22 protein-coding genes are annotated in these 17,058 nt (G+C 39.8%); 15 read left to right on the top strand and 7 right to left on the bottom strand.

Features of this window, described 5'->3' with window-relative positions:
- Positions 1–130: 130 nt before the first annotated feature.
- From KJB35_RS04625 to KJB35_RS04635, 3 genes are all read left to right on the top strand, one after another.
- Positions 131–457, top strand: coding sequence for a hypothetical protein (locus KJB35_RS04625; protein WP_285469338.1), 327 nt, complete (start codon positions 131–133; stop codon positions 455–457).
- Between the two features lie 223 nt (positions 458–680).
- The gene (locus tag KJB35_RS04630; RefSeq protein ID WP_285469339.1) at positions 681–1,016 is read left to right on the top strand and encodes a hypothetical protein; all 336 of its coding nucleotides are present in this window, start codon (positions 681–683) and stop codon (positions 1,014–1,016) included.
- Positions 1,013–1,360: a hypothetical protein gene (locus tag KJB35_RS04635; RefSeq protein ID WP_285469340.1), complete on the top strand. Its 348-nt coding sequence runs from the start codon at positions 1,013–1,015 to the stop codon at positions 1,358–1,360. The genes KJB35_RS04630 and KJB35_RS04635 overlap by 4 nt, the downstream gene beginning before the upstream one ends.
- 982 nt (positions 1,361–2,342) lie before the next feature.
- On the opposite strand, the gene KJB35_RS04640 is transcribed toward KJB35_RS04635, so the two are convergent.
- From KJB35_RS04640 to KJB35_RS04655, 4 genes are all read right to left on the bottom strand, one after another.
- Positions 2,343–3,545 carry a metallophosphoesterase gene (locus tag KJB35_RS04640; RefSeq protein WP_285469341.1) on the bottom strand — a complete coding sequence of 401 codons (1,203 nt, stop codon included), beginning with the start codon at positions 3,543–3,545 and terminating at the stop codon, positions 2,343–2,345.
- 54 nt (positions 3,546–3,599) lie between these two features.
- Positions 3,600–4,454, bottom strand: coding sequence for a 3-deoxy-8-phosphooctulonate synthase (gene kdsA, locus KJB35_RS04645; protein WP_285469342.1), 855 nt, complete (start codon positions 4,452–4,454; stop codon positions 3,600–3,602).
- A gap of 150 nt (positions 4,455–4,604) precedes the next feature.
- Positions 4,605–5,081: a hypothetical protein gene (locus KJB35_RS04650; RefSeq protein ID WP_285469343.1), complete on the bottom strand. Its 477-nt coding sequence runs from the start codon at positions 5,079–5,081 to the stop codon at positions 4,605–4,607.
- A 366-nt stretch (positions 5,082–5,447) separates the two neighbouring features.
- Positions 5,448–6,755 carry a hypothetical protein gene (locus KJB35_RS04655; RefSeq protein ID WP_285469344.1) on the bottom strand — a complete coding sequence of 436 codons (1,308 nt, stop codon included), beginning with the start codon at positions 6,753–6,755 and terminating at the stop codon, positions 5,448–5,450.
- Positions 6,756–6,895: 140 nt separating this feature from the next.
- Here KJB35_RS04655 and KJB35_RS04660 point away from each other — a divergent pair, with 140 nt between their 5' ends.
- The 5 genes from KJB35_RS04660 to KJB35_RS04680 all read left to right on the top strand — a co-directional run bounded on the left by KJB35_RS04660 (position 6,896) and on the right by KJB35_RS04680 (position 9,666).
- Positions 6,896–7,360, top strand: coding sequence for a hypothetical protein (locus tag KJB35_RS04660; protein WP_285469345.1), 465 nt, complete (start codon positions 6,896–6,898; stop codon positions 7,358–7,360).
- Entirely contained in the window at positions 7,353–7,931 is a 579-nt protein-coding gene (locus KJB35_RS04665; RefSeq protein ID WP_285469346.1) for a hypothetical protein, read from the top strand. The genes KJB35_RS04660 and KJB35_RS04665 overlap by 8 nt, the downstream gene beginning before the upstream one ends.
- 45 nt (positions 7,932–7,976) lie before the next feature.
- The gene (locus tag KJB35_RS04670; protein ID WP_285469347.1) at positions 7,977–8,789 is read left to right on the top strand and encodes a hypothetical protein; all 813 of its coding nucleotides are present in this window, start codon (positions 7,977–7,979) and stop codon (positions 8,787–8,789) included.
- A 93-nt stretch (positions 8,790–8,882) separates the two neighbouring features.
- Entirely contained in the window at positions 8,883–9,113 is a 231-nt protein-coding gene (locus KJB35_RS04675) for a hypothetical protein (RefSeq protein WP_285469348.1), read from the top strand.
- Complete coding sequence (locus KJB35_RS04680; RefSeq protein ID WP_285469350.1) at positions 9,103–9,666, top strand: hypothetical protein; 564 nt, start codon at positions 9,103–9,105, stop codon at positions 9,664–9,666. The genes KJB35_RS04675 and KJB35_RS04680 overlap by 11 nt, the downstream gene beginning before the upstream one ends.
- A gap of 12 nt (positions 9,667–9,678) precedes the next feature.
- On the opposite strand, the gene KJB35_RS04685 is transcribed toward KJB35_RS04680, so the two are convergent.
- Positions 9,679–10,107, bottom strand: a complete 429-nt coding sequence (locus KJB35_RS04685; RefSeq protein WP_285469351.1) for a hypothetical protein — start codon at positions 10,105–10,107, stop codon at positions 9,679–9,681.
- A 90-nt stretch (positions 10,108–10,197) separates the two neighbouring features.
- On the opposite strand from KJB35_RS04685, the gene KJB35_RS04690 reads away from it, so the two are divergent.
- Complete coding sequence (locus tag KJB35_RS04690) at positions 10,198–10,581, top strand: hypothetical protein (RefSeq protein ID WP_285469352.1); 384 nt, start codon at positions 10,198–10,200, stop codon at positions 10,579–10,581.
- 71 nt (positions 10,582–10,652) lie between these two features.
- Here the strand turns inward: KJB35_RS04690 and KJB35_RS04695 are convergent, their stop codons facing one another.
- Positions 10,653–11,486: a hypothetical protein gene (locus tag KJB35_RS04695; protein ID WP_285469354.1), complete on the bottom strand. Its 834-nt coding sequence runs from the start codon at positions 11,484–11,486 to the stop codon at positions 10,653–10,655.
- A gap of 94 nt (positions 11,487–11,580) precedes the next feature.
- Between KJB35_RS04695 and KJB35_RS04700 the strand changes: the two genes are divergently transcribed.
- The 6 genes from KJB35_RS04700 to KJB35_RS04725 all read left to right on the top strand — a co-directional run bounded on the left by KJB35_RS04700 (position 11,581) and on the right by KJB35_RS04725 (position 16,119).
- Complete coding sequence (locus KJB35_RS04700) at positions 11,581–12,732, top strand: hypothetical protein (protein ID WP_285469355.1); 1,152 nt, start codon at positions 11,581–11,583, stop codon at positions 12,730–12,732.
- Between the two features lie 86 nt (positions 12,733–12,818).
- Entirely contained in the window at positions 12,819–13,457 is a 639-nt protein-coding gene (locus tag KJB35_RS04705) for a lytic transglycosylase domain-containing protein (protein WP_285469356.1), read from the top strand.
- Positions 13,450–14,337 (top strand): hypothetical protein, encoded by an 888-nt coding sequence (locus KJB35_RS04710; protein ID WP_285469357.1) that lies wholly within the window; start codon positions 13,450–13,452, stop codon positions 14,335–14,337. The genes KJB35_RS04705 and KJB35_RS04710 overlap by 8 nt, the downstream gene beginning before the upstream one ends.
- A gap of 53 nt (positions 14,338–14,390) precedes the next feature.
- Positions 14,391–15,065: a hypothetical protein gene (locus tag KJB35_RS04715; RefSeq protein ID WP_285469358.1), complete on the top strand. Its 675-nt coding sequence runs from the start codon at positions 14,391–14,393 to the stop codon at positions 15,063–15,065.
- A 14-nt stretch (positions 15,066–15,079) separates the two neighbouring features.
- The gene (locus KJB35_RS04720; protein ID WP_285469359.1) at positions 15,080–15,724 is read left to right on the top strand and encodes a hypothetical protein; all 645 of its coding nucleotides are present in this window, start codon (positions 15,080–15,082) and stop codon (positions 15,722–15,724) included.
- On the top strand, positions 15,721–16,119 hold the full coding sequence (locus KJB35_RS04725; RefSeq protein ID WP_285469360.1) for a hypothetical protein: 399 nt from the start codon (positions 15,721–15,723) through the stop codon (positions 16,117–16,119). The genes KJB35_RS04720 and KJB35_RS04725 overlap by 4 nt, the downstream gene beginning before the upstream one ends.
- On the opposite strand, the gene KJB35_RS04730 is transcribed toward KJB35_RS04725, so the two are convergent.
- A complete protein-coding gene (locus KJB35_RS04730; RefSeq protein ID WP_285469361.1) occupies positions 16,116–17,030 on the bottom strand; it encodes an A24 family peptidase in 915 nt (304 codons plus the stop codon). The two genes, KJB35_RS04725 and KJB35_RS04730, sit on opposite strands and share 4 nt — an antisense overlap.
- Positions 17,031–17,058 lie beyond the last annotated feature (28 nt).

Raw genomic sequence — 17,058 nt, forward strand, 5'->3', positions numbered from 1 at the left:
CTCAATTTAGCTACAATGCCACAAAATTAACCAAATATGCCCAGCGAATTACTAGAAGCATTAACTTCCCATTGATAAGTAGTTAATGCATGTTTATTCAAAGATTCTTTAGTGAGATTAAGGTATGAAGATGATTAAAGCTGCTGCAAGCATAGCCGTGGTATGCCTTGCTCTAATTGGATGCGAGAGCACTCGAACAGAATTAACTGATATTCAGAAAATCGAAATCAGCAAAAAGGATGCACAAAAGGCTTGGGAAGCTGACGTCCCATCTAAAGAAGCCGTTACGCAACAGAATCTCTGCGGTGACAGTGAAAGTACACTTGAGCGCTCGCTTATCGGCATCACACGAACCCATAAGGTATTCGAGTTTACATGCCTCCGCTATATCAGCGGCACAACTATGATCCATAGAAAAGGAACTTTTAAAATACCAATAAGCAAAGAGCAGCAATAGACCCTGAATACACAATGTCGATAAATTACTCACCTGATTGTCTACTGCACTGACACAAAAGATGAGTTCAATCTGACGCTTTTAGGCCAAAAGACCAATCTCTGCCTTTAAAACCAGAGCCTTTTTGACCAAATAAACAACAGTTTATATGTAAAAATGGTTAGTTTTACATATAGCGTTACGTCATAACTTTTCAAGCCACAAACCTACAACGGGTAATCCAATGAAACACAAAAAACAACAAATGCGCTTTATCATGCAGCCTAAAGAGGACACAACTAAATTCCTTAAGATTATCGTGAAGTACGACCCGTACAGCGGCACTGGGAACATGTTTAATCCACGTGAAGAACCAGTGATTCAAGAAGTGATTTTTAAGCATGTGCCTATGGAAGACTTGAACATGGAGAAAGAATCGTACCCTACATTCCAATCGGCAATTGCTGACTTCGAGAACTACAAGAAGTACAGCAAACTATCGATTAATGAATATGATGTGGTCAAACTAGAGCGTAGCGGTTGGAGCGAGACGTCAAGACTTAGCATGGCAGACTTATGAGTTTTGGAGAAAAATACGAAGCATCCTTCAAAAGGAATTCGGTCAAATCATCTCAGTTAATAAACAGCGAGATCTCTATCTCCAGCATCATGGGGCAAGCTAAGACCTACCAGTCACCAACTGGTCTTAAGGTGTACGAAGTGGATGGCGAGATAGTTTTGTGGGAACATGACTGTATCAATCATTTTGCGATCGACAATGATGGCTTTGTTTGCTACCACAACCCCGCTTCACACTTTGAACGAGCTTCTTGGTCTGAACGTTTAGAAGAAGAACTTCAGTTCCACAGTTTTCATGTCGATGAAAAAGATGGCCTTGTAAGAGTCATCCCACCACATTTTTAATGTGGATGGTAAAAATTAACATTCTTTAGCGACAAACCACATAAGGTGCTAATTGATCAAATTGGCACCTTAAAATCATAAAGGATTGTCTATTTTTTGGACTTAATGTTTATCGATTATAAAGTACGAAAGAGGTATTCGTACTGAATTTATCGATTTTTACACTTAAAGACTCTCTAAAGCTGTAACCCTGTAACTGCTTATATATTGTTGAAAAAAGAATGAGTTATCATTACCGAAATGTCACGTCCTATATTTTAGGCATGATGACTTATTAGTTTAGCTCTTTTTAGAACCACAAATGTAAGTGACCACTAACATTTATTAATGAGATCGTTTTAACTTTCGATCTTGTTGGTTGATCTTTAGTCAATAACAGCTCAAACTTTCAGCGTCACGATTTTTGACTCTACACATTCCAACTTTAATACAGCACCTACCATACAATGACAAGGCACTGATATTTTAAGAAAAAAATTAGCTCTTCTAGAGCTAACCAATCGATTCACCTACGCACACAAGCTGACAAGCCTGTTAGCATCACTCTTGCTTATTCTCATGCTTAAAAAACTTAGGCTTACCGCCTGATTCACATACAGCTACCTTTTCAAAACATATAGGACAGGTAAGTGCTCGCTCACCCTCACCTATTTCATGAACATACACAAACTGACCGTTTTCGTCATAAGCAAAGTCTATAGTCACTTGGCATGAATTAGCATCGTTCTTGCAGATCATTCGAATTCCGCGCTGCATTCAACGCAAGTGTTATTTTTACTCCCCTTCCCGCGCAATCCAAGAAGAAGCCTCTGACCTGCATGACCAAGTGCTGTTATTACAAAACACAAAAACAAAGTGCTACCAATCCACTTGTTTACACTTGAATTTACAAACTCAAGAATCTCTAACACACTAATACCTCTTGTTATTTGAAATTAATACTCTATAAAGAGACTTCTAAACTCATTCCGTTACGTCGTAACTATAAATATTCAAATACAGCGGAATTATCCAAAGCCGTCTTGATTTTCCTAAGATCTTCACATTCTGCGCAGTGGTTCATTTTACAGGTGCAAGTAATGTTAATAGACATATGGCGCAACGCCCCCCTTAGATCTTTAATCGCACTCCGTTGAGCCATAAGAACATTGGAGGCTTCATCCACTACCAGACCACCCCTCTTATCAATTCCATTCGAGATTAGAGTGTCTGAGATTTTACCAAGGCAACCCGCGAGTTGTGTTACACCAAAGTCCTTACCAGTCTTAACACCAGAGAAGGACAAGTAACCAAGCATTGGGTGATTCTGGTTTATAAGGCTATACACGCAAAGCCCTTCACTATTATCACCGTAGATGTCCAAACACATCACGCGACCTGACCAATTCATTTGCTCTTCAATCTTATAATGCCCACAAAAGACAGGTTTTATTGGTTGAGGGAAATAAAAACTACTTGGCTTGGGCAATCCTTTCAATTGTTGTTTTGCTTCTAATGGTATTGAAGCAACACAATCTACCAATGATTCTGCAAATGGAACTTCCCACCACTTCAAACGTGCTTTGCTTCTAGTCTTGCCATACCCATCTTTATAAGTAACACCATCGGGTAGCTCGACCTCAACTCCTTTGAGAATTTTATCTATTGCGCGGTATAGCTCAGTGCCTTCAGTCAAAGCTTCATCAAGTCTCGATTCATCACTTAAATCGTTACACGGTAACTTGGCTTTTACTAGGTCAATTGAGTCGTTACACCAACATGCATGAACTGCATAAAAGTGCTCAAATTCAACAAACAAAGGAAGACTCTTAAACCATTGAATTACTTCCCTGTGTTCATCTGAACCAAACGGGAACTCTTCGAGAAACTTATTGTGTTGCTTTAGATTCGACGCAGTATGTTTACGATAGTAATCACCTGTCTCAGGATTGACTGTAGCAAAAGCAATAGCATTTAGCTCATGGTTACCACATATTGCGAACGCTGCGTTATTTTCAACCATCTCTCTAATTATATTGATCGTTTCTCTGTTTTCAGAACCACCATCAATATAATCACCTAGGAACAACATCTTCCTTCTTCTGCTACTCCAACAATCGCCTTTCTTTGTATAACCTAGAGACCTCAAAGTCTTTTCGAGATCTGTGGCTCTGGCATGTATATCTTGAACAACGTCAATAATCACGACAATCTTCTCCTGATAACAAAATGAGACGCCCGTGGCGTCTCAACAATACAATTATGCAATTTTTATTTCAGGCATAGATTTTACAACATCATCTAGCGCCTTCATTTGCTTAAGAAAAGGCTCAAGCTTTACTAGAGGCAAAGCGCTAGGGCCATCACACTTGGCTTGATCAGGGTTTGGGTGAGCCTCTATGAATAAGCCTGCGATCTTTGTAGCTATACCTGCTGAAGCAAGCTCTACTGTCTGTTCCCTACGTCCACCTGATGCTGCACCGCTAGGGTCGCGATTTTGAAGTGAATGTGTGACATCAAAAATAATTGGGCTACCGCTTGATGCTTTTTTCATTACACCAAACCCGAGCATATCAACAACGAGGTTGTCATAACCCATACATGAACCGCGCTCACATAGAATTATCTTGTCGTTCCCACACTCTTCAAACTTATTAATGATGTTCCCAACCTGCGAAGGACTCATGAACTGTGGCTTTTTAACATTGATCACTGAACCTGTTTTAGCCATGGCTTCAACAAGGTCAGTCTGTCTTGCTAGAAACGCAGGTAATTGAATGACATCAACCACCTCTGAAACAGGCTGTGCCTGTTCTTCAGTGTGAATATCTGTAATAATTTTTACCCCGAACTCTTTCTTCAGCTCTCGGAAGATTTCGATACCTTTTTCCATACCACAACCACGGTATGAATTAATAGAACTGCGATTCGCCTTGTCAAAAGAAGCTTTGAATACAAACGGGATACCCAACCTGTCTGTAATTTCTACGTACTTCTCGCAAATCATCATCGCCATGTCACGTGATTCTAAAACGTTCATTCCACCAAACAATACAAATGGCAGGTCGTTAGCAACCTGTACATCACCAACATTAACCACTTTGCTTTTAAGCATAATTTTTCTTACCTAGTAAAAGTAAATATGAGATGCCACCAGTACAAACCAATTCGAACTTGGCGACGTTTCTTGTTGCTATTCGGTACATGCCAAATCATTCAGAACCAAATACCAATCAATTAAGTTGTTCATTTTTAGTTCGTTGTTTTAGTTTATGTAACTCTCACTTTTATTCGCTTTCGTTTTCTTGCGTGGCTTGCGGGAGTTTGAATAAGACTTTACTCTCATTGAGAATTCTAAGCCATTTTCACGAACTTTTATGTAAGGAGTATCTGGCAAGGCTGTGACGATAAAGCCTTCTTTATTCAAACCTCTTTTTCCATGATGCACGACAACGAAAACATCTCTATCTAACACTTTAACCTTGTGAACATTTCTTTGTTTGGTAGTCCCACCTTTTAGGCAAACACTCTGACCCTCATTCACTTTGTTAATGATGTCGGCATAAATCTTTGACGTGAGATTTATCCCGTAGCGAGACTTGAATCGGTTTTTCACTTTGCTCCAGAAGAGGTGACGACTACTTGAAAAAATAGTGTCAGAGCAAGATAAACAAGAATCCTTCCCTGTAAGTTCATCAAACATTACAGCTTTTTCACTACATTTGTAGCATTGAGTATTCATATTTTCACCTAAATTATTTATCTAGATATAAACAACAACCACTTCGGATTTATGCTTAAACAGCTCGCAGCCCTAGCATTTGCAGCACTTATATTAACCCTACACGCAGTAATAATGCCACATTGTTTTTTGATTTCAGCTATGAGGCAGCTTTTAAATTATGGTTTTTATGATTCTCAAGCGCACAAACACTTCATCAACATACACATGGCTGTTGTCACAGATCTAATACTATTAGTTTCAGTAGGAAGGCTTGGGAAAAACTTAAACTCATTATCTACAACGCCAGAGAGATGGCTTAAGGATTTCTAAGAAAAATCCCCCAGATGGGGGGGATTTATTTTGATTTCTTAAGTGAAAGGATGCTTATGCTGCGAGATGTACCACTTTGATTAGTTTATAACCGTTGTTAGTTCTCTCAAGAATACCCTCTAAAACCATCCCTTCAAAGGTCTCACGAATAAGCCTGCGATTGCTAGTAATTGAATCAACGCCTCGAACAGAGGGATTCAACTCGCCGCTTGCTGTTTTAACCCTGATGCTTTGCACAATTTTTTTGTGTTTTTCAGAGATCAATTTCGACCTTGCAGACTTGTTTTGTGCTTCTACAAGCGTCTCTTCAACTAACTCACCTTCAGAACTACAAGAGTCGTAGATTTTGCTCTCATCAGCCATATTTGATGATGCAATAGCTTTTTTAAACGTAGGGGTAACTACGTTGTCTTTAGTCGTAACTTTCTGTGAATCTGGTTTACTCTGAGTTTCTGTATTATCCATTGATTCAACAGCATTATCAGACTGGCGTTCTGTCTTAATTTCAACTAAGACTTCCGCCTCTTGTTTGTCTAAGGAATTTTCGTTCTGTGTCAGTTCAATTTCAGGATTTACATTATCACTACTTCTATTTTGTGACATTGTCACATCACTAATTTGATTTGATAAATCAGTAAGTTGTTGTTGGTAATTAACCATACGTTCATGAAGATCAGCCAACAGTGCATTTGAGGTATCACCAGAGTCTTCCTCTTTACTAGGTTTATCCGCGAGTTTCCTTACCTCATTAGAGTCTTTTTGAATTATAGAAATTGCAACAGACAACATGATTGTTACTAACTCGATGATCCCTGCAATACCAATAGAGATTTCATTTTCAAACTTAGATGTCGTTTCATTTTCAGAAAGTGCTTCTTTTTGTTTGTAAAGTTCTTGGATTTGCTCTGTGACTTTTTTAGCAGCTTGTAAACTCTTGTCGCCCTCTTTCAAATGGTCAATCTCAATACGACGGTTATAGGTTGCCATGTGCGACTCATAAAGCCCCTCTAGTCGGCCAATCTGATTTTCAATCACCGTAGCTTCAACTGTTTGAGATGGCTTCAATACGTTTTTTTCAAGTGCCGAAACAGAAGCCACAAATGAAACTACACATAACATCACTGCAATAGCCGAAGTAAACAATGCCAAGAAGTGGTTTCCGCGAATGAACATGTAGATTGCAATCATTGGGGCTAACACCTTAACGCAATCAAGAATAATCCCCATACCAGCGAGAACGTAAGATGCAACGGTATCACCATCCGCGTAGAAGAACTGCATTGTCAGGGTCGTAGACAAAACAGTCACAATAAATGCCGCAGCAATCAATGCTGACAGCAAAGGATTTTTTGTGTTTTGCACAGTTTTTCTCCTAAGTTTGATAAAGTTGGACACAACACACGGCTATAATACCACAACACACTTTTGTTCCAATACCTCACACACACTTACATGAAAAACTTTTAACTCCTTTGTTTCAGAAAACTATTGAGAATACACACATGAAAATTAACACACACCTTATCGTATTGTTTTTACTAGCTTTAAACGCAGGAAGCACACACGCACACACACAAAACATCAATGAAACCCACAGCGAGCAAGCCGAAATAATTTGTGGTGACTTGAACTTTTCTGCACGTGAAACCCTCATGGATTTATCAGACTTAAAGCGTGACACTGATGAAAACCTTGACAACTTGGGCATTGAAAGTGTGGAAGAGCGTTATGATGTCGTTCTTCAATCAATAGATGTGTACAACATCACCCAATCTGCTTTGAAAGGAAATTGTAGCAACCTACTTTACGGAAAAAACTTCTCTTCAGTTGACTGCTCAAGCAAACACAAAGGTCTACACATCTGCATGTCAAACAGAAAGACCGACGAAGACAGATACACACTTGCCTTTTTTGCACACTTACGCGAAAAAGTACAAACTATTAGAAACAATGATTCCGATGAATAAACAACTTTCATTATTTACGCTACTACTGTCGGTTAGCGCATCATCATTGGCATCTGAAAACACACAGAACACTCCTAAGGAAATTGATATTACGCCTGAGTTCTTAAGTGTTGAAATTGCCACGATCGATAGCACCGATCTCTCAAGCCAGTTACAACAAGAGGATGGAAGCCAAACCCACCTTTTAAAAGCCGACACGATGCTTGGTTTAAGGAGTGATCAGTCATTTGCCTACGTAACTCCTATAAGTAAAAGGGTTGCAGGCATTGAGTCTTTTACTATCATCCAACCACATCACTGCATCCCATTTTTAGATGTGCTGAGAACTAACGCATCTAAGTACGGACTGATTATTGTTGAAAATGATCAAGGTATAGAAAACACATTGGCAGCAAGGAATAAGGATGGCTCAACTGTGATGTTTGCAGAATGCTCAATGGCATCTCAAGAATCTCAGTTTCAAACTGTAATGTACCATATGCCAACACAACACATGCTTTCGCTTGAAAACAATAAGATTGTGACATCTTCGTCATTTAGATCAGGCACCAAGCCGAATACGGCGAATTAAATTTGTGATGTCCAAATACGATTTGTATCTTTGAAAGAAAAACAGATGAGATACAAATCTATCACCGCAGCCTTCGTTGCTGCACTAGCCTCGGCTAACGCATTTGCTGCTCCAGCAGGCGATTTCAAAATCTTAGGCGACGACATTTCTATCGTAGAAGTTGAGCAAGCTAAACAACCTGTACCGCCTGTCTACCCTCAGAAACAAATTAATGACTTCGTTCGTATTGCTGACAATTCAGTTCAAGGAACACTAGCCGACAAACCAGCATTCTTTATCGGTATTGGTATCCATGACAACCGTGGAATCGGCGACAACCTAGAGTCCGAGGACGAAATTAAAGTAGGCGGCAGTTTCCATATCGGGCTTCAAGCTGAAAAATGGGACGTTCGTGGAGAGTATTCATCTTCATCAGCAGACTTTAATAATGTTACTGGCATCCAAACTCTTGGCGCAAACGCCATGTACAGAGCATTTGACAATGACTTCTTTAAAGTTAAAACAGGTCTAGGTTATGACTTGATGATGATCGACGGTGACAAATTTGACGCAGTTAAAGACGGTAAGAAAGAAAAAGTAGATGAGCTAAAATCACAATCTGCTTACGCCGCTCTAGATGTGAGTTCAGCAGTTACTAAGAAGATTAGTGTTGGCGCAACTATCAAGTACCACGTTTTTAAAGATGACCATGCCATCAACTTCCGCGACTACGGCAAAGCAGATGTTCTTGTAGATGACATCTCATACGATTTACGCGCAAGCTATCAGATCACCAACAACCTCGGGCTTAGTCTAATGACAACCTTCGGCTCTGAATTCCAAAAGAGCTCTGGCATCGAGTTAACGTTAGGCTTCTAGATAAAGCTTTACTTAAACAACAACGTAACCCGCCAAAGTGCGGGTTTTTTATTTGCTTGTTGCTGGTAAATATTCATAACCTTTTAATAAATTATGAAGAATATTATTGAACATGGTGGAGAGATTATTGATGACATCCTTGCGCTTCTAGAATTAGAGCAGAGCGATGAAAACATCGATTTACTCAACAACCTAAAAGTGGCCGCCACAAGCTGCGTAGAAGCTGCAACGCTCACTAAATCAAACTACTTGATTGCCGAATTTCAAAGAAATTTGAACATGATTGATAGCGTCTTAATTCAAATCTCCCGAGATGTTGAATGATAGTGAGTTTGAAGCCCTAGCGACAGCACCAGCTTCCCAGTCTTTGTCGAGCAAAAACACCTCAATAAATTCAAGCAGACTGCCAAAAGCAATTTCATATCTTTTAAAGGGAAAAGACCTAAAAGGGTATAAGGTTTTCGACTTTGGCTGCGGTAAATTTTCGAATAGCGAATCTGCTATCGTAGAGGCTGGTGGTGATTACATTCCGTACGACCCTTACAACTTGCCACACGCAACGAATATCGCGTCCATGAGACGCGCTTATAACGAACAGATAATGTATGTGGTGTGTTCCAACGTATTGAATGTTATTCGCGAGGACAGAGCTCTAGAAGAGACACTCGAACGATTAGTCGACCTCTTGATTCACCAAAATAACTGTGAACTTATAGTGACTATCTACGAGGGCAATAAAACCTCAATCGGAGCTATCACCAGAACAGATCAATACCAAAGAAATGAGCCTATCTCTTTTTACAAAGAAAAGTTCCAAAAGCACGGGCTAACCGTAGACACAAAAAAAGGTTGCTTGATAATTCGCAACCTTGTTTAGAAAACTAAAACCTTACTTAAGAAGCTTATCACTCAGATTATATTCTTCGATAAGCTTCTTCCAATGAACAAGTTCTGGAGCCTTGTCCTTCTCTTTCAGCATCACATAACCTTCACGCGATGCAAGGACTCTAACTACTCTGCCCCCACCATTCTTATAAAAGACCATATCTTCTAAGATGTCGTCGTATGTATTAATCTGGTCTTTATCAAGAAATATCTGATCTATTGATCGAATGTTTTCTGCCGGAGCAACCAAAGAATTCATGCCCCAACCATTTGGAACAACCCAGATGCCAAAGTGACTGAACTGATTACGATAACCTTCGACCGTCGTGTAGAACTTCTCTGGCGAAAGCATCGGCTTCAAGTTCCCGATTACAATCCAATTTTGACTCTTTGAATCAAAGCCACAAACGATCCATATTGATTGTTTTTTCATAGCTATTTTTTCTATAACTTAAAAAATATAAATGGACTTTACAAAGAATCAGAATGATAATTGAGTAAAAATGAAACAAAAGAGTTGCATATGTTTAGTTTTAAAGTTTCAAATCGTATTAAATTCCTTCATAAAATCGAACTATTAATTAACAGTGAAAATGGAAAGAAGATAGTTAATTCAGAACATATCCCCTTAATCTTTAGAACAGATAATGTAGCTCGACAAGTCGGGAGGCTTTGGTCTGAAGATATGAATAATAAAACTGACACACACTCTCTTCTTGTCCAAGGTCAATTTGTCATGAAAGCGAGTAAAAATACCCTGAATGTTGTTGTATCAAGATGGAAGGAACAGAAAATTGAACTCGGGTGCGTTGAAATTAAGCAAGGTAACTTTGAAAATGAGAACATCGATATATCGATAAAAAACAATATCTTGTTATCGCTACGACTAGGTGCCCTAACTGCATAACCCGCTTTCATTAATGTAGAAGGTCAGCCACTCTTTCCCCTAAGTGGCTGATTTAAAATCACGTCTTTGGGCTACAGTAGGTACACTTCTTGCTCTACCTTCTTGCCCTTCAAAAGTATTGTTTTTGCAACTGTTTTCACAACCTTTGGTAATGAAGAATTACCAGTCATCGCTTTCAATTTTGAAGCCTCCTCTTTTGTAATCTCAAACCCATACTCATCAATAAGTTTATCTACGTCTTTAGGCACAAGAAACTTTGCTCCAGAACAAACCTTTCTTAGACCATCAAATATCACAAGGCCACCGTAATCAATATCGAACAAGCACAGTACCTCTTGGTAACCCATCAGAAAAGGTCGATACTGCTTATTTAAGATTGCAGAACCTTGTGAAAACATCACGTCATAATCCTTCAAATCAACAGCATGAGAGGTGTTTTCAGTAATGAATTTCATCATCGCCTGATACTCCAGAAACAACTCAAAGTTTTCGATCAATAAGATTTTTTTCTTAAGCTCTGGAAGTTCCCTTGGGATACCTTGATCAAGAATGACGCAATGTGGATTTAGCTGGTGGGACTCTGTGTGGAGTATACACATCGCACCTGATGCACTTTTTGAATGGCTTTTTCCAGAAGCCGCTGCAACGGCTTTTTGTGATGTTGTTTTGTCGCTGCCTATCGCTTTTAACTTTAACTTCCTGTAATCATCATAAGCGCTAGGTTTAATCGTGACTCTGTATCGCTTCTTACCTATGTTGACGACCTGAAAGATATGCTCGACCTCATTAGGAGTTATCCCTGATTCTGCCAGTCCCAATAAAAATCTTTTGTAATGAGTAGGTTTTCCTAACTCTATCTTCTCAAATAGAGCGGACAGATATTGCTTAAAGTGTGTTTTAGCCAAAGTTTTTCTTAATTTTATTAAAATTTCTTGACATATAAAAACCTAGTGTTCTTTTTGTGGTATTATAACTCAACATTTCTCGCGGAGGTAAACTGTGGCAAGCTGGAAAAGTCTGCTTAACCCATGTTCCAATAATCTTTTTAAAGTTGATGTTATCTGGAATGATGGGCAAGAAAGCTACGTTAAGAAGTTCAATAATGGCATCCCTACATTAGTTCACAATGCCGACTTCTATAAAAACGCTCAATTCTTTCTAATCCTATCAGGCAAAAGAAAGCAAAACATAACTGGAACTGCTTATATAGAACTACCTTCAATAGGGAAAGTTAAGCTATTTAGTTGCTACAAAGGCTTCGCCGAGCTCTTTAAGCTTCACTGGGAATCGGTCGGCGTCGATGTCATAAGTGTTGATGACAATGTCACCAAAAAGGAACGAAGGCCAGACAAGAAAACCATCGAAACTGTTTTTGAGTTTTTTAATAACATCTCTAAAAACCTTGATAAAGATGCTATTAAAAAGTCCAACGAGATGTGCGATGTACTGAGTGCAAAACTACACGAAACTTACCTAGCTTCGAAACCTGTAGGTAAGCCTCGTGGTCGCAAGCCAAAAGTACTGACTCCACAAGAGATTGCACATCGCGATAGAATTCAAGCTCAGAAACAAGAGATGCGCCGCGTCTCTTCTAGAAAAGCAAGGACTGTGAGTGTAAAGGCTTCACGAACTCAAGAAGAACCAAGAGTCATTGTTAATGTAGATATTAACAAGTATATCTCTGAGTCCTTAACTGAGTCGTGCGTTAGCAAAAAAGCAATCAAATGCACAATCAATAGAGATGAAGACGGTGTATACCATCTTAACTCGGACGCTGAAAAAGACTCTGAGATCGCAAAGGTTATCACTAGTGCCCCTATTCCGTTCAAAACTAGAAGTGCAGCCAAAGCAGCCAAAGCTCTCATTGAACAATCTCACGAGCAGAAAAACACTTTGTCTCCTTTCAGCCTTTATTTGACAACAAACAAAGGCGGTGTTGACGGTAAAACATTCCACAAAATATGCTCAGGTGTTGAAAATCTGATGAACATCATAGCTGACGACTGGAGTGGTACTCCTATTGGATACTCACTACACAAAACAACAAACTCTTCTTTAGGAAAGATGATGACAAGCTCAAACGTTCCACTTGAGATCATCAAAAAGATGAACAATCAAAGTAACAAAGTAGGCTTCAATCGTACAAATTAAAGCGCATCAATTCACTTATGGCTCCAACATGGAGCCATAATTTTTGAATACTCTGACTAAATTATCTACTTTCATGTAAAAATATCGTGAAACTCAAACTGCTTTTTTGTACCACGTTGCTATCAGCAGTAAATGCAATTGCTGCCCCAATATACAGCAACTACCCATGGACGAGTGAGCATTCCTCGCTATACGTCTACGCGCACGAACATAAAGGCTTCATAGTCGACAACGGGTATGAAAAGTACAAAAACTACCTGAAATACCGCGACCATATTCGTGAAATCACTGACAAGTACAGGGTTCCAAAAGAAGTGGTTATTGTCGCTGCTATCGAGTCTAGCTTTGTTGCTGACGCCAAAAGTAGAGCTGGTGCAGTTGGGATGTGGCAATTTATGCCAGCAACTGCTCGTGACGTAGGGTTAGAAGTAAACAAGCGAACCGATGAGCGACTTGACTGGAAAAAGTCTACAGAAGCAGCTGCTAAGTACCTTAAGTGGCTTGCTGATCAGTTTGGCGGTGATTATGAAACCGCAATTCTTGCTTACAACTACGGAATCGGAAACGTTAAACGCATTTCAAATCAAATCAAAAGTCGTGAGGCTTTTAAGATTATTGACAGTGGAAAGCTACCTAAAGAGAGTGAAGAGTATCTTTTGAAATTCCTCACCTACTTACATTATTTCAATTACTTAGACCAAAACTATGAAGAACTTTATGAATAAATCAGCCCTTTTAGCTGTAGCCATTGCAGTACCTCTATCGGCTAGCGCTAACATCACCTCTATAGTGCCTGCTACTACAGGAAAAATTGATTACCTAGGTGGCCTCAACTATTCAGTAGTCGGTGAAGCAAACTATATGTACGGCATTGAAAACTCAAAATCTGGTTGGCAGAACTCATTCGTGGGCGGTCGACTTGCCACACAACAACTAAACGGGGTTAATACTAACCTTGGTTTAGAAATAGGCTCTAAATTCGATGAACAAGAAAACGAGTATGATCTGAATGTCACAGGTGACTTTGGACTCTCGTATAACAACCATAGTCTAACCATCGGACATGATGCTTGGTTTACTAAACGAATCTTCCCAAATATCTACAGAAGTTCGCTAGACACTAACTTTGAGCACAACGTGATTGGCCGAGAAACAACGGAACACAACCTTTATGTAGGTTATACCGTAATGGTTAAAGATGTTGATGTAAGCGTGTACGCCGATGACAACAACAACTTTGACGTATCTTTTGGCAAGTATGTTCAGGATGTACAAGTAGACGTAAACATTTACGACTACAATGATGACCTAGGTACTTTTCTAAACGGCACCACCGACATCACATCTAGCACTCTAGCAACTGCCGGAGTTGGTTTTATCGCTGGCGAAATTGGATACACCATGGCGATCTCGTCAGTCTTTGAAAATGGCTTCTCAACTTTCAGCAGCTTAGTAGGAAAAGATTCATTCTCTACTCTAACCATTGGTGGAGATTACACTTACCATAACTTAAGTTTGTATGTAGAAGGCTCTTCTGACATTGGTAACCACGAAACACTAGTTCGCGAAAACAAGTTCAGTAGCGGCGTTAAATTCATCTTTTAATTATGAAAAAAACTAACAAACTCTTTTTAACATCAAGCATTGCGCTATCTCTTATGTCATTTAGCGTTAATGCCACACAAGACGGCCAAAGTCATGTATCATTGACTGCTAGCTCAATTGAAGACTTAAAACTTGAAGATATCATTGATACTCCTCAAAAGGCTGCAACCAAGCCAACTTTAAAAGTCGAAGATACTCAGACCGACAAAGAAAAGAGCCAAAACCGTGAAGAAAAACCACTTCCTGAAGACACTCTTCTTGAAAAACTAATTCGAGAAAAGAACTTCACCGAGGCTCTTACGCTCATAGATAAAGACGTTGCACTTAAGTCTTTCGTTTCAGAAGTCGCTGAAGCTCGCGGAATGGCATTAGGCGTCAAAGACGAAATTGCACAGCGCATGAGTACTTTTGATCGCAAGCAAGTCCTTTTGGCGCGTATATTTGACAATCTTCAAATTGAGCTACAGGTAACTATCAACGCACTTCGTGCACCAGACTACGATATTTCTAAAGCAATCCTTAGGGAGTTGAAATTCTCCTCTGACGAATCATGTCAGGTAAACAAAGATTGGTACAACGGATTTCTATCATTGGTCTACGAATGCGGCAATAAGAGCAACGGCTACCTCATTGATGTCGACACCGAAAACTACAGCGTTAAACACATTAGCTCTGATCAGTTCGGTCGTCTAAAAGACGGAATGGCCGACATAGCTCATCACTTTTAAATTTGGAGGTTTAGGTGGTTCCATACTTCATTGGCAAAACCATTCTTTGTGACTTAGATGATGTGATCGGCGCATTTGGCGAATACATCTCTTCTCGTTTAAGCGCTCGTACAGGTATCAAGAAGACTATCGAGGATTACCTAACCTATGAGTTTAATAAGTACCATGAAGCTTCATACGAAGACTTTCTGGATGAAGTTGTATGCTCGGAGGCTTTTAAACGCATCCAACCTACAGACGGCGCTCTAGAAGGTCTTCGCATTCTTAAAGAACTTGGTTACACAATCCGTATAGTGACAGCGCGAGGAGCTTTCGTAAATTCTTACCAAGAAACACTTTCTTGGCTTAAGTACCACACACCTCACTTTGATTCATTAGATGTTGTAGATCCAAGCAAAGAAAGTAAGTCAGATATTTACAAAAAGTATGCTGATGAAGGTATCGCATCCCTGATTGACGACGCGACCCACAACCTCGTAGATGCTATTGAGTCAGGCATTGTATACCGCCCAGTATGTATCACCAGACCGTGGAACGTACAAGACAATAGATTTGTCGATGGTATCAATCGCTTTAGCGACCTTTTCAGCTTTGCAGTAAATCTTCGCAACAAAGCAGCAAATGATGGAAACATTGATTCTGAACTAAAAGCTGTATGACGATAAAACGACTGACCATCAGAGAAAGAAGCAATCGTCTTCATAAAAAACTCTTGACGGGAGACTGGGCTGAAATGCTCGTACATGTGCGAGGCACCAAGGACTTCACAAACATTACAGAGTGCGTTGAATTTACTGATGACATTTTCGACAAGTTGAACGACCTAGAATGCAGTGGCTGTATCACAACTGGACGTAGTTTTACAGCTAGCCTAGTGATACCTGAGCGACTGCTTGACCTTGAGAAAGTCGTGTCAGCCTTATCTAGTATTGATTGCATCAACACGTTCACAATATATGACCCTGTTGATGCAAACCACTCATACGTGTGGGATGAAAAAGAACCGTTCGAAGAAATCGAACGGCTTGGCGTTTACTTTAAAACCAGTCCTTAGAATGAAAATCCTAGCTGCGCCCAAATAAGCGTGTGCATAGCTACCAATATGGTCGGCGCGGCAGGAATTTCCATACTCCTATCATTCATGATCAAGAACCTCGTAAGTACGGTAAAGCCAAAAGTTAGCATTGAAACGCTAATCATGAATAAAAGAGTCAAGCCATCCTCGATGTAATCCAATCCGACACCCCACATTATTGCGCAGAAAATTAATGGCACATCCCCTGCGCCCATAACGCCTACATCCTCTTTCGTGATTAACTTTCTTACCCAAGAGAAAACCGCAAGAAAAACCAAAAACCCTACCAGTCCCATTACAGCATTCTCGAATGCCGCATTTAAGTCCAACTCTGGTGTTATTGCCAATAACAGAGTTGCAGCTATCATGACGAGTGTGTTGTGTAGGTCGTATATCTCTGTGTCTTTTATATCGATCACACACAAGATAATTGATACACACAGCAAGAAAAAGTACACAGCAAAGGCTAGTGATAGTGTGTAGTCAAAAAGGAAACCAAAGGAAATACAAGACGTTACAAGCGTACACAGTTCAACCATGGGGTATTGGATACTTATCTTTTCCTTACAGAACCCACACTTGCCACCAAGGGCGAGGTAACTAAATAGAGGGATATTGTGAAACCAACTCAGCTCAGAGTGACAAGATACACACTCAGATCTTGAACTTGATGCCCACTCAGATTCTACCCGCTTTTGTAATAAGGCTTCGCTTGAACCAAACTTGTGTTCAAAAAAATCACAAATATCAAGCTGTGACAATTTTGGTCTTCGGACTATTTCAACGTTCAGGAACGAACCTACACAGAGAGACACAAATGCCACCATCGACATCAACAACGCTGGTGGCATTTGGTTTAGCTGCTCAATAAAAAAGTGAAATTCAGACATTTTTGAATGAGCATATAAAAATTACATA

The sequence above is a fragment of the Vibrio sp. D431a genome (genome assembly GCF_030248655.1).
Lineage (GTDB): Bacteria > Pseudomonadota > Gammaproteobacteria > Enterobacterales > Vibrionaceae > Vibrio > Vibrio alginolyticus.

Bases quoted from the DNA above. Each gene is read 5' to 3' on its own strand.
- KJB35_RS04625 (WP_285469338.1), top strand. From the start codon at position 131: ATGATTAAAGCTGCTGCAAGCATAGCCGTGGTATGCCTTGCTCTAATT.
- KJB35_RS04630 (WP_285469339.1), top strand. From the start codon at position 681: ATGAAACACAAAAAACAACAAATGCGCTTTATCATGCAGCCTAAAGAG.
- KJB35_RS04635 (WP_285469340.1), top strand. From the start codon at position 1,013: ATGAGTTTTGGAGAAAAATACGAAGCATCCTTCAAAAGGAATTCGGTC.
- kdsA (WP_285469342.1), bottom strand. From the start codon at position 4,454: ATGCTTAAAAGCAAAGTGGTTAATGTTGGTGATGTACAGGTTGCTAAC.
- KJB35_RS04650 (WP_285469343.1), bottom strand. From the start codon at position 5,081: ATGAATACTCAATGCTACAAATGTAGTGAAAAAGCTGTAATGTTTGAT.
- KJB35_RS04660 (WP_285469345.1), top strand. From the start codon at position 6,896: ATGAAAATTAACACACACCTTATCGTATTGTTTTTACTAGCTTTAAAC.
- KJB35_RS04665 (WP_285469346.1), top strand. From the start codon at position 7,353: ATGAATAAACAACTTTCATTATTTACGCTACTACTGTCGGTTAGCGCA.
- KJB35_RS04670 (WP_285469347.1), top strand. From the start codon at position 7,977: ATGAGATACAAATCTATCACCGCAGCCTTCGTTGCTGCACTAGCCTCG.
- KJB35_RS04675 (WP_285469348.1), top strand. From the start codon at position 8,883: ATGAAGAATATTATTGAACATGGTGGAGAGATTATTGATGACATCCTT.
- KJB35_RS04680 (WP_285469350.1), top strand. From the start codon at position 9,103: ATGTTGAATGATAGTGAGTTTGAAGCCCTAGCGACAGCACCAGCTTCC.
- KJB35_RS04685 (WP_285469351.1), bottom strand. From the start codon at position 10,107: ATGAAAAAACAATCAATATGGATCGTTTGTGGCTTTGATTCAAAGAGT.
- KJB35_RS04690 (WP_285469352.1), top strand. From the start codon at position 10,198: ATGTTTAGTTTTAAAGTTTCAAATCGTATTAAATTCCTTCATAAAATC.
- KJB35_RS04710 (WP_285469357.1), top strand. From the start codon at position 13,450: ATGAATAAATCAGCCCTTTTAGCTGTAGCCATTGCAGTACCTCTATCG.
- KJB35_RS04715 (WP_285469358.1), top strand. From the start codon at position 14,391: ATGTCATTTAGCGTTAATGCCACACAAGACGGCCAAAGTCATGTATCA.
- KJB35_RS04725 (WP_285469360.1), top strand. From the start codon at position 15,721: ATGACGATAAAACGACTGACCATCAGAGAAAGAAGCAATCGTCTTCAT.
- KJB35_RS04730 (WP_285469361.1), bottom strand. From the start codon at position 17,030: ATGTCTGAATTTCACTTTTTTATTGAGCAGCTAAACCAAATGCCACCA.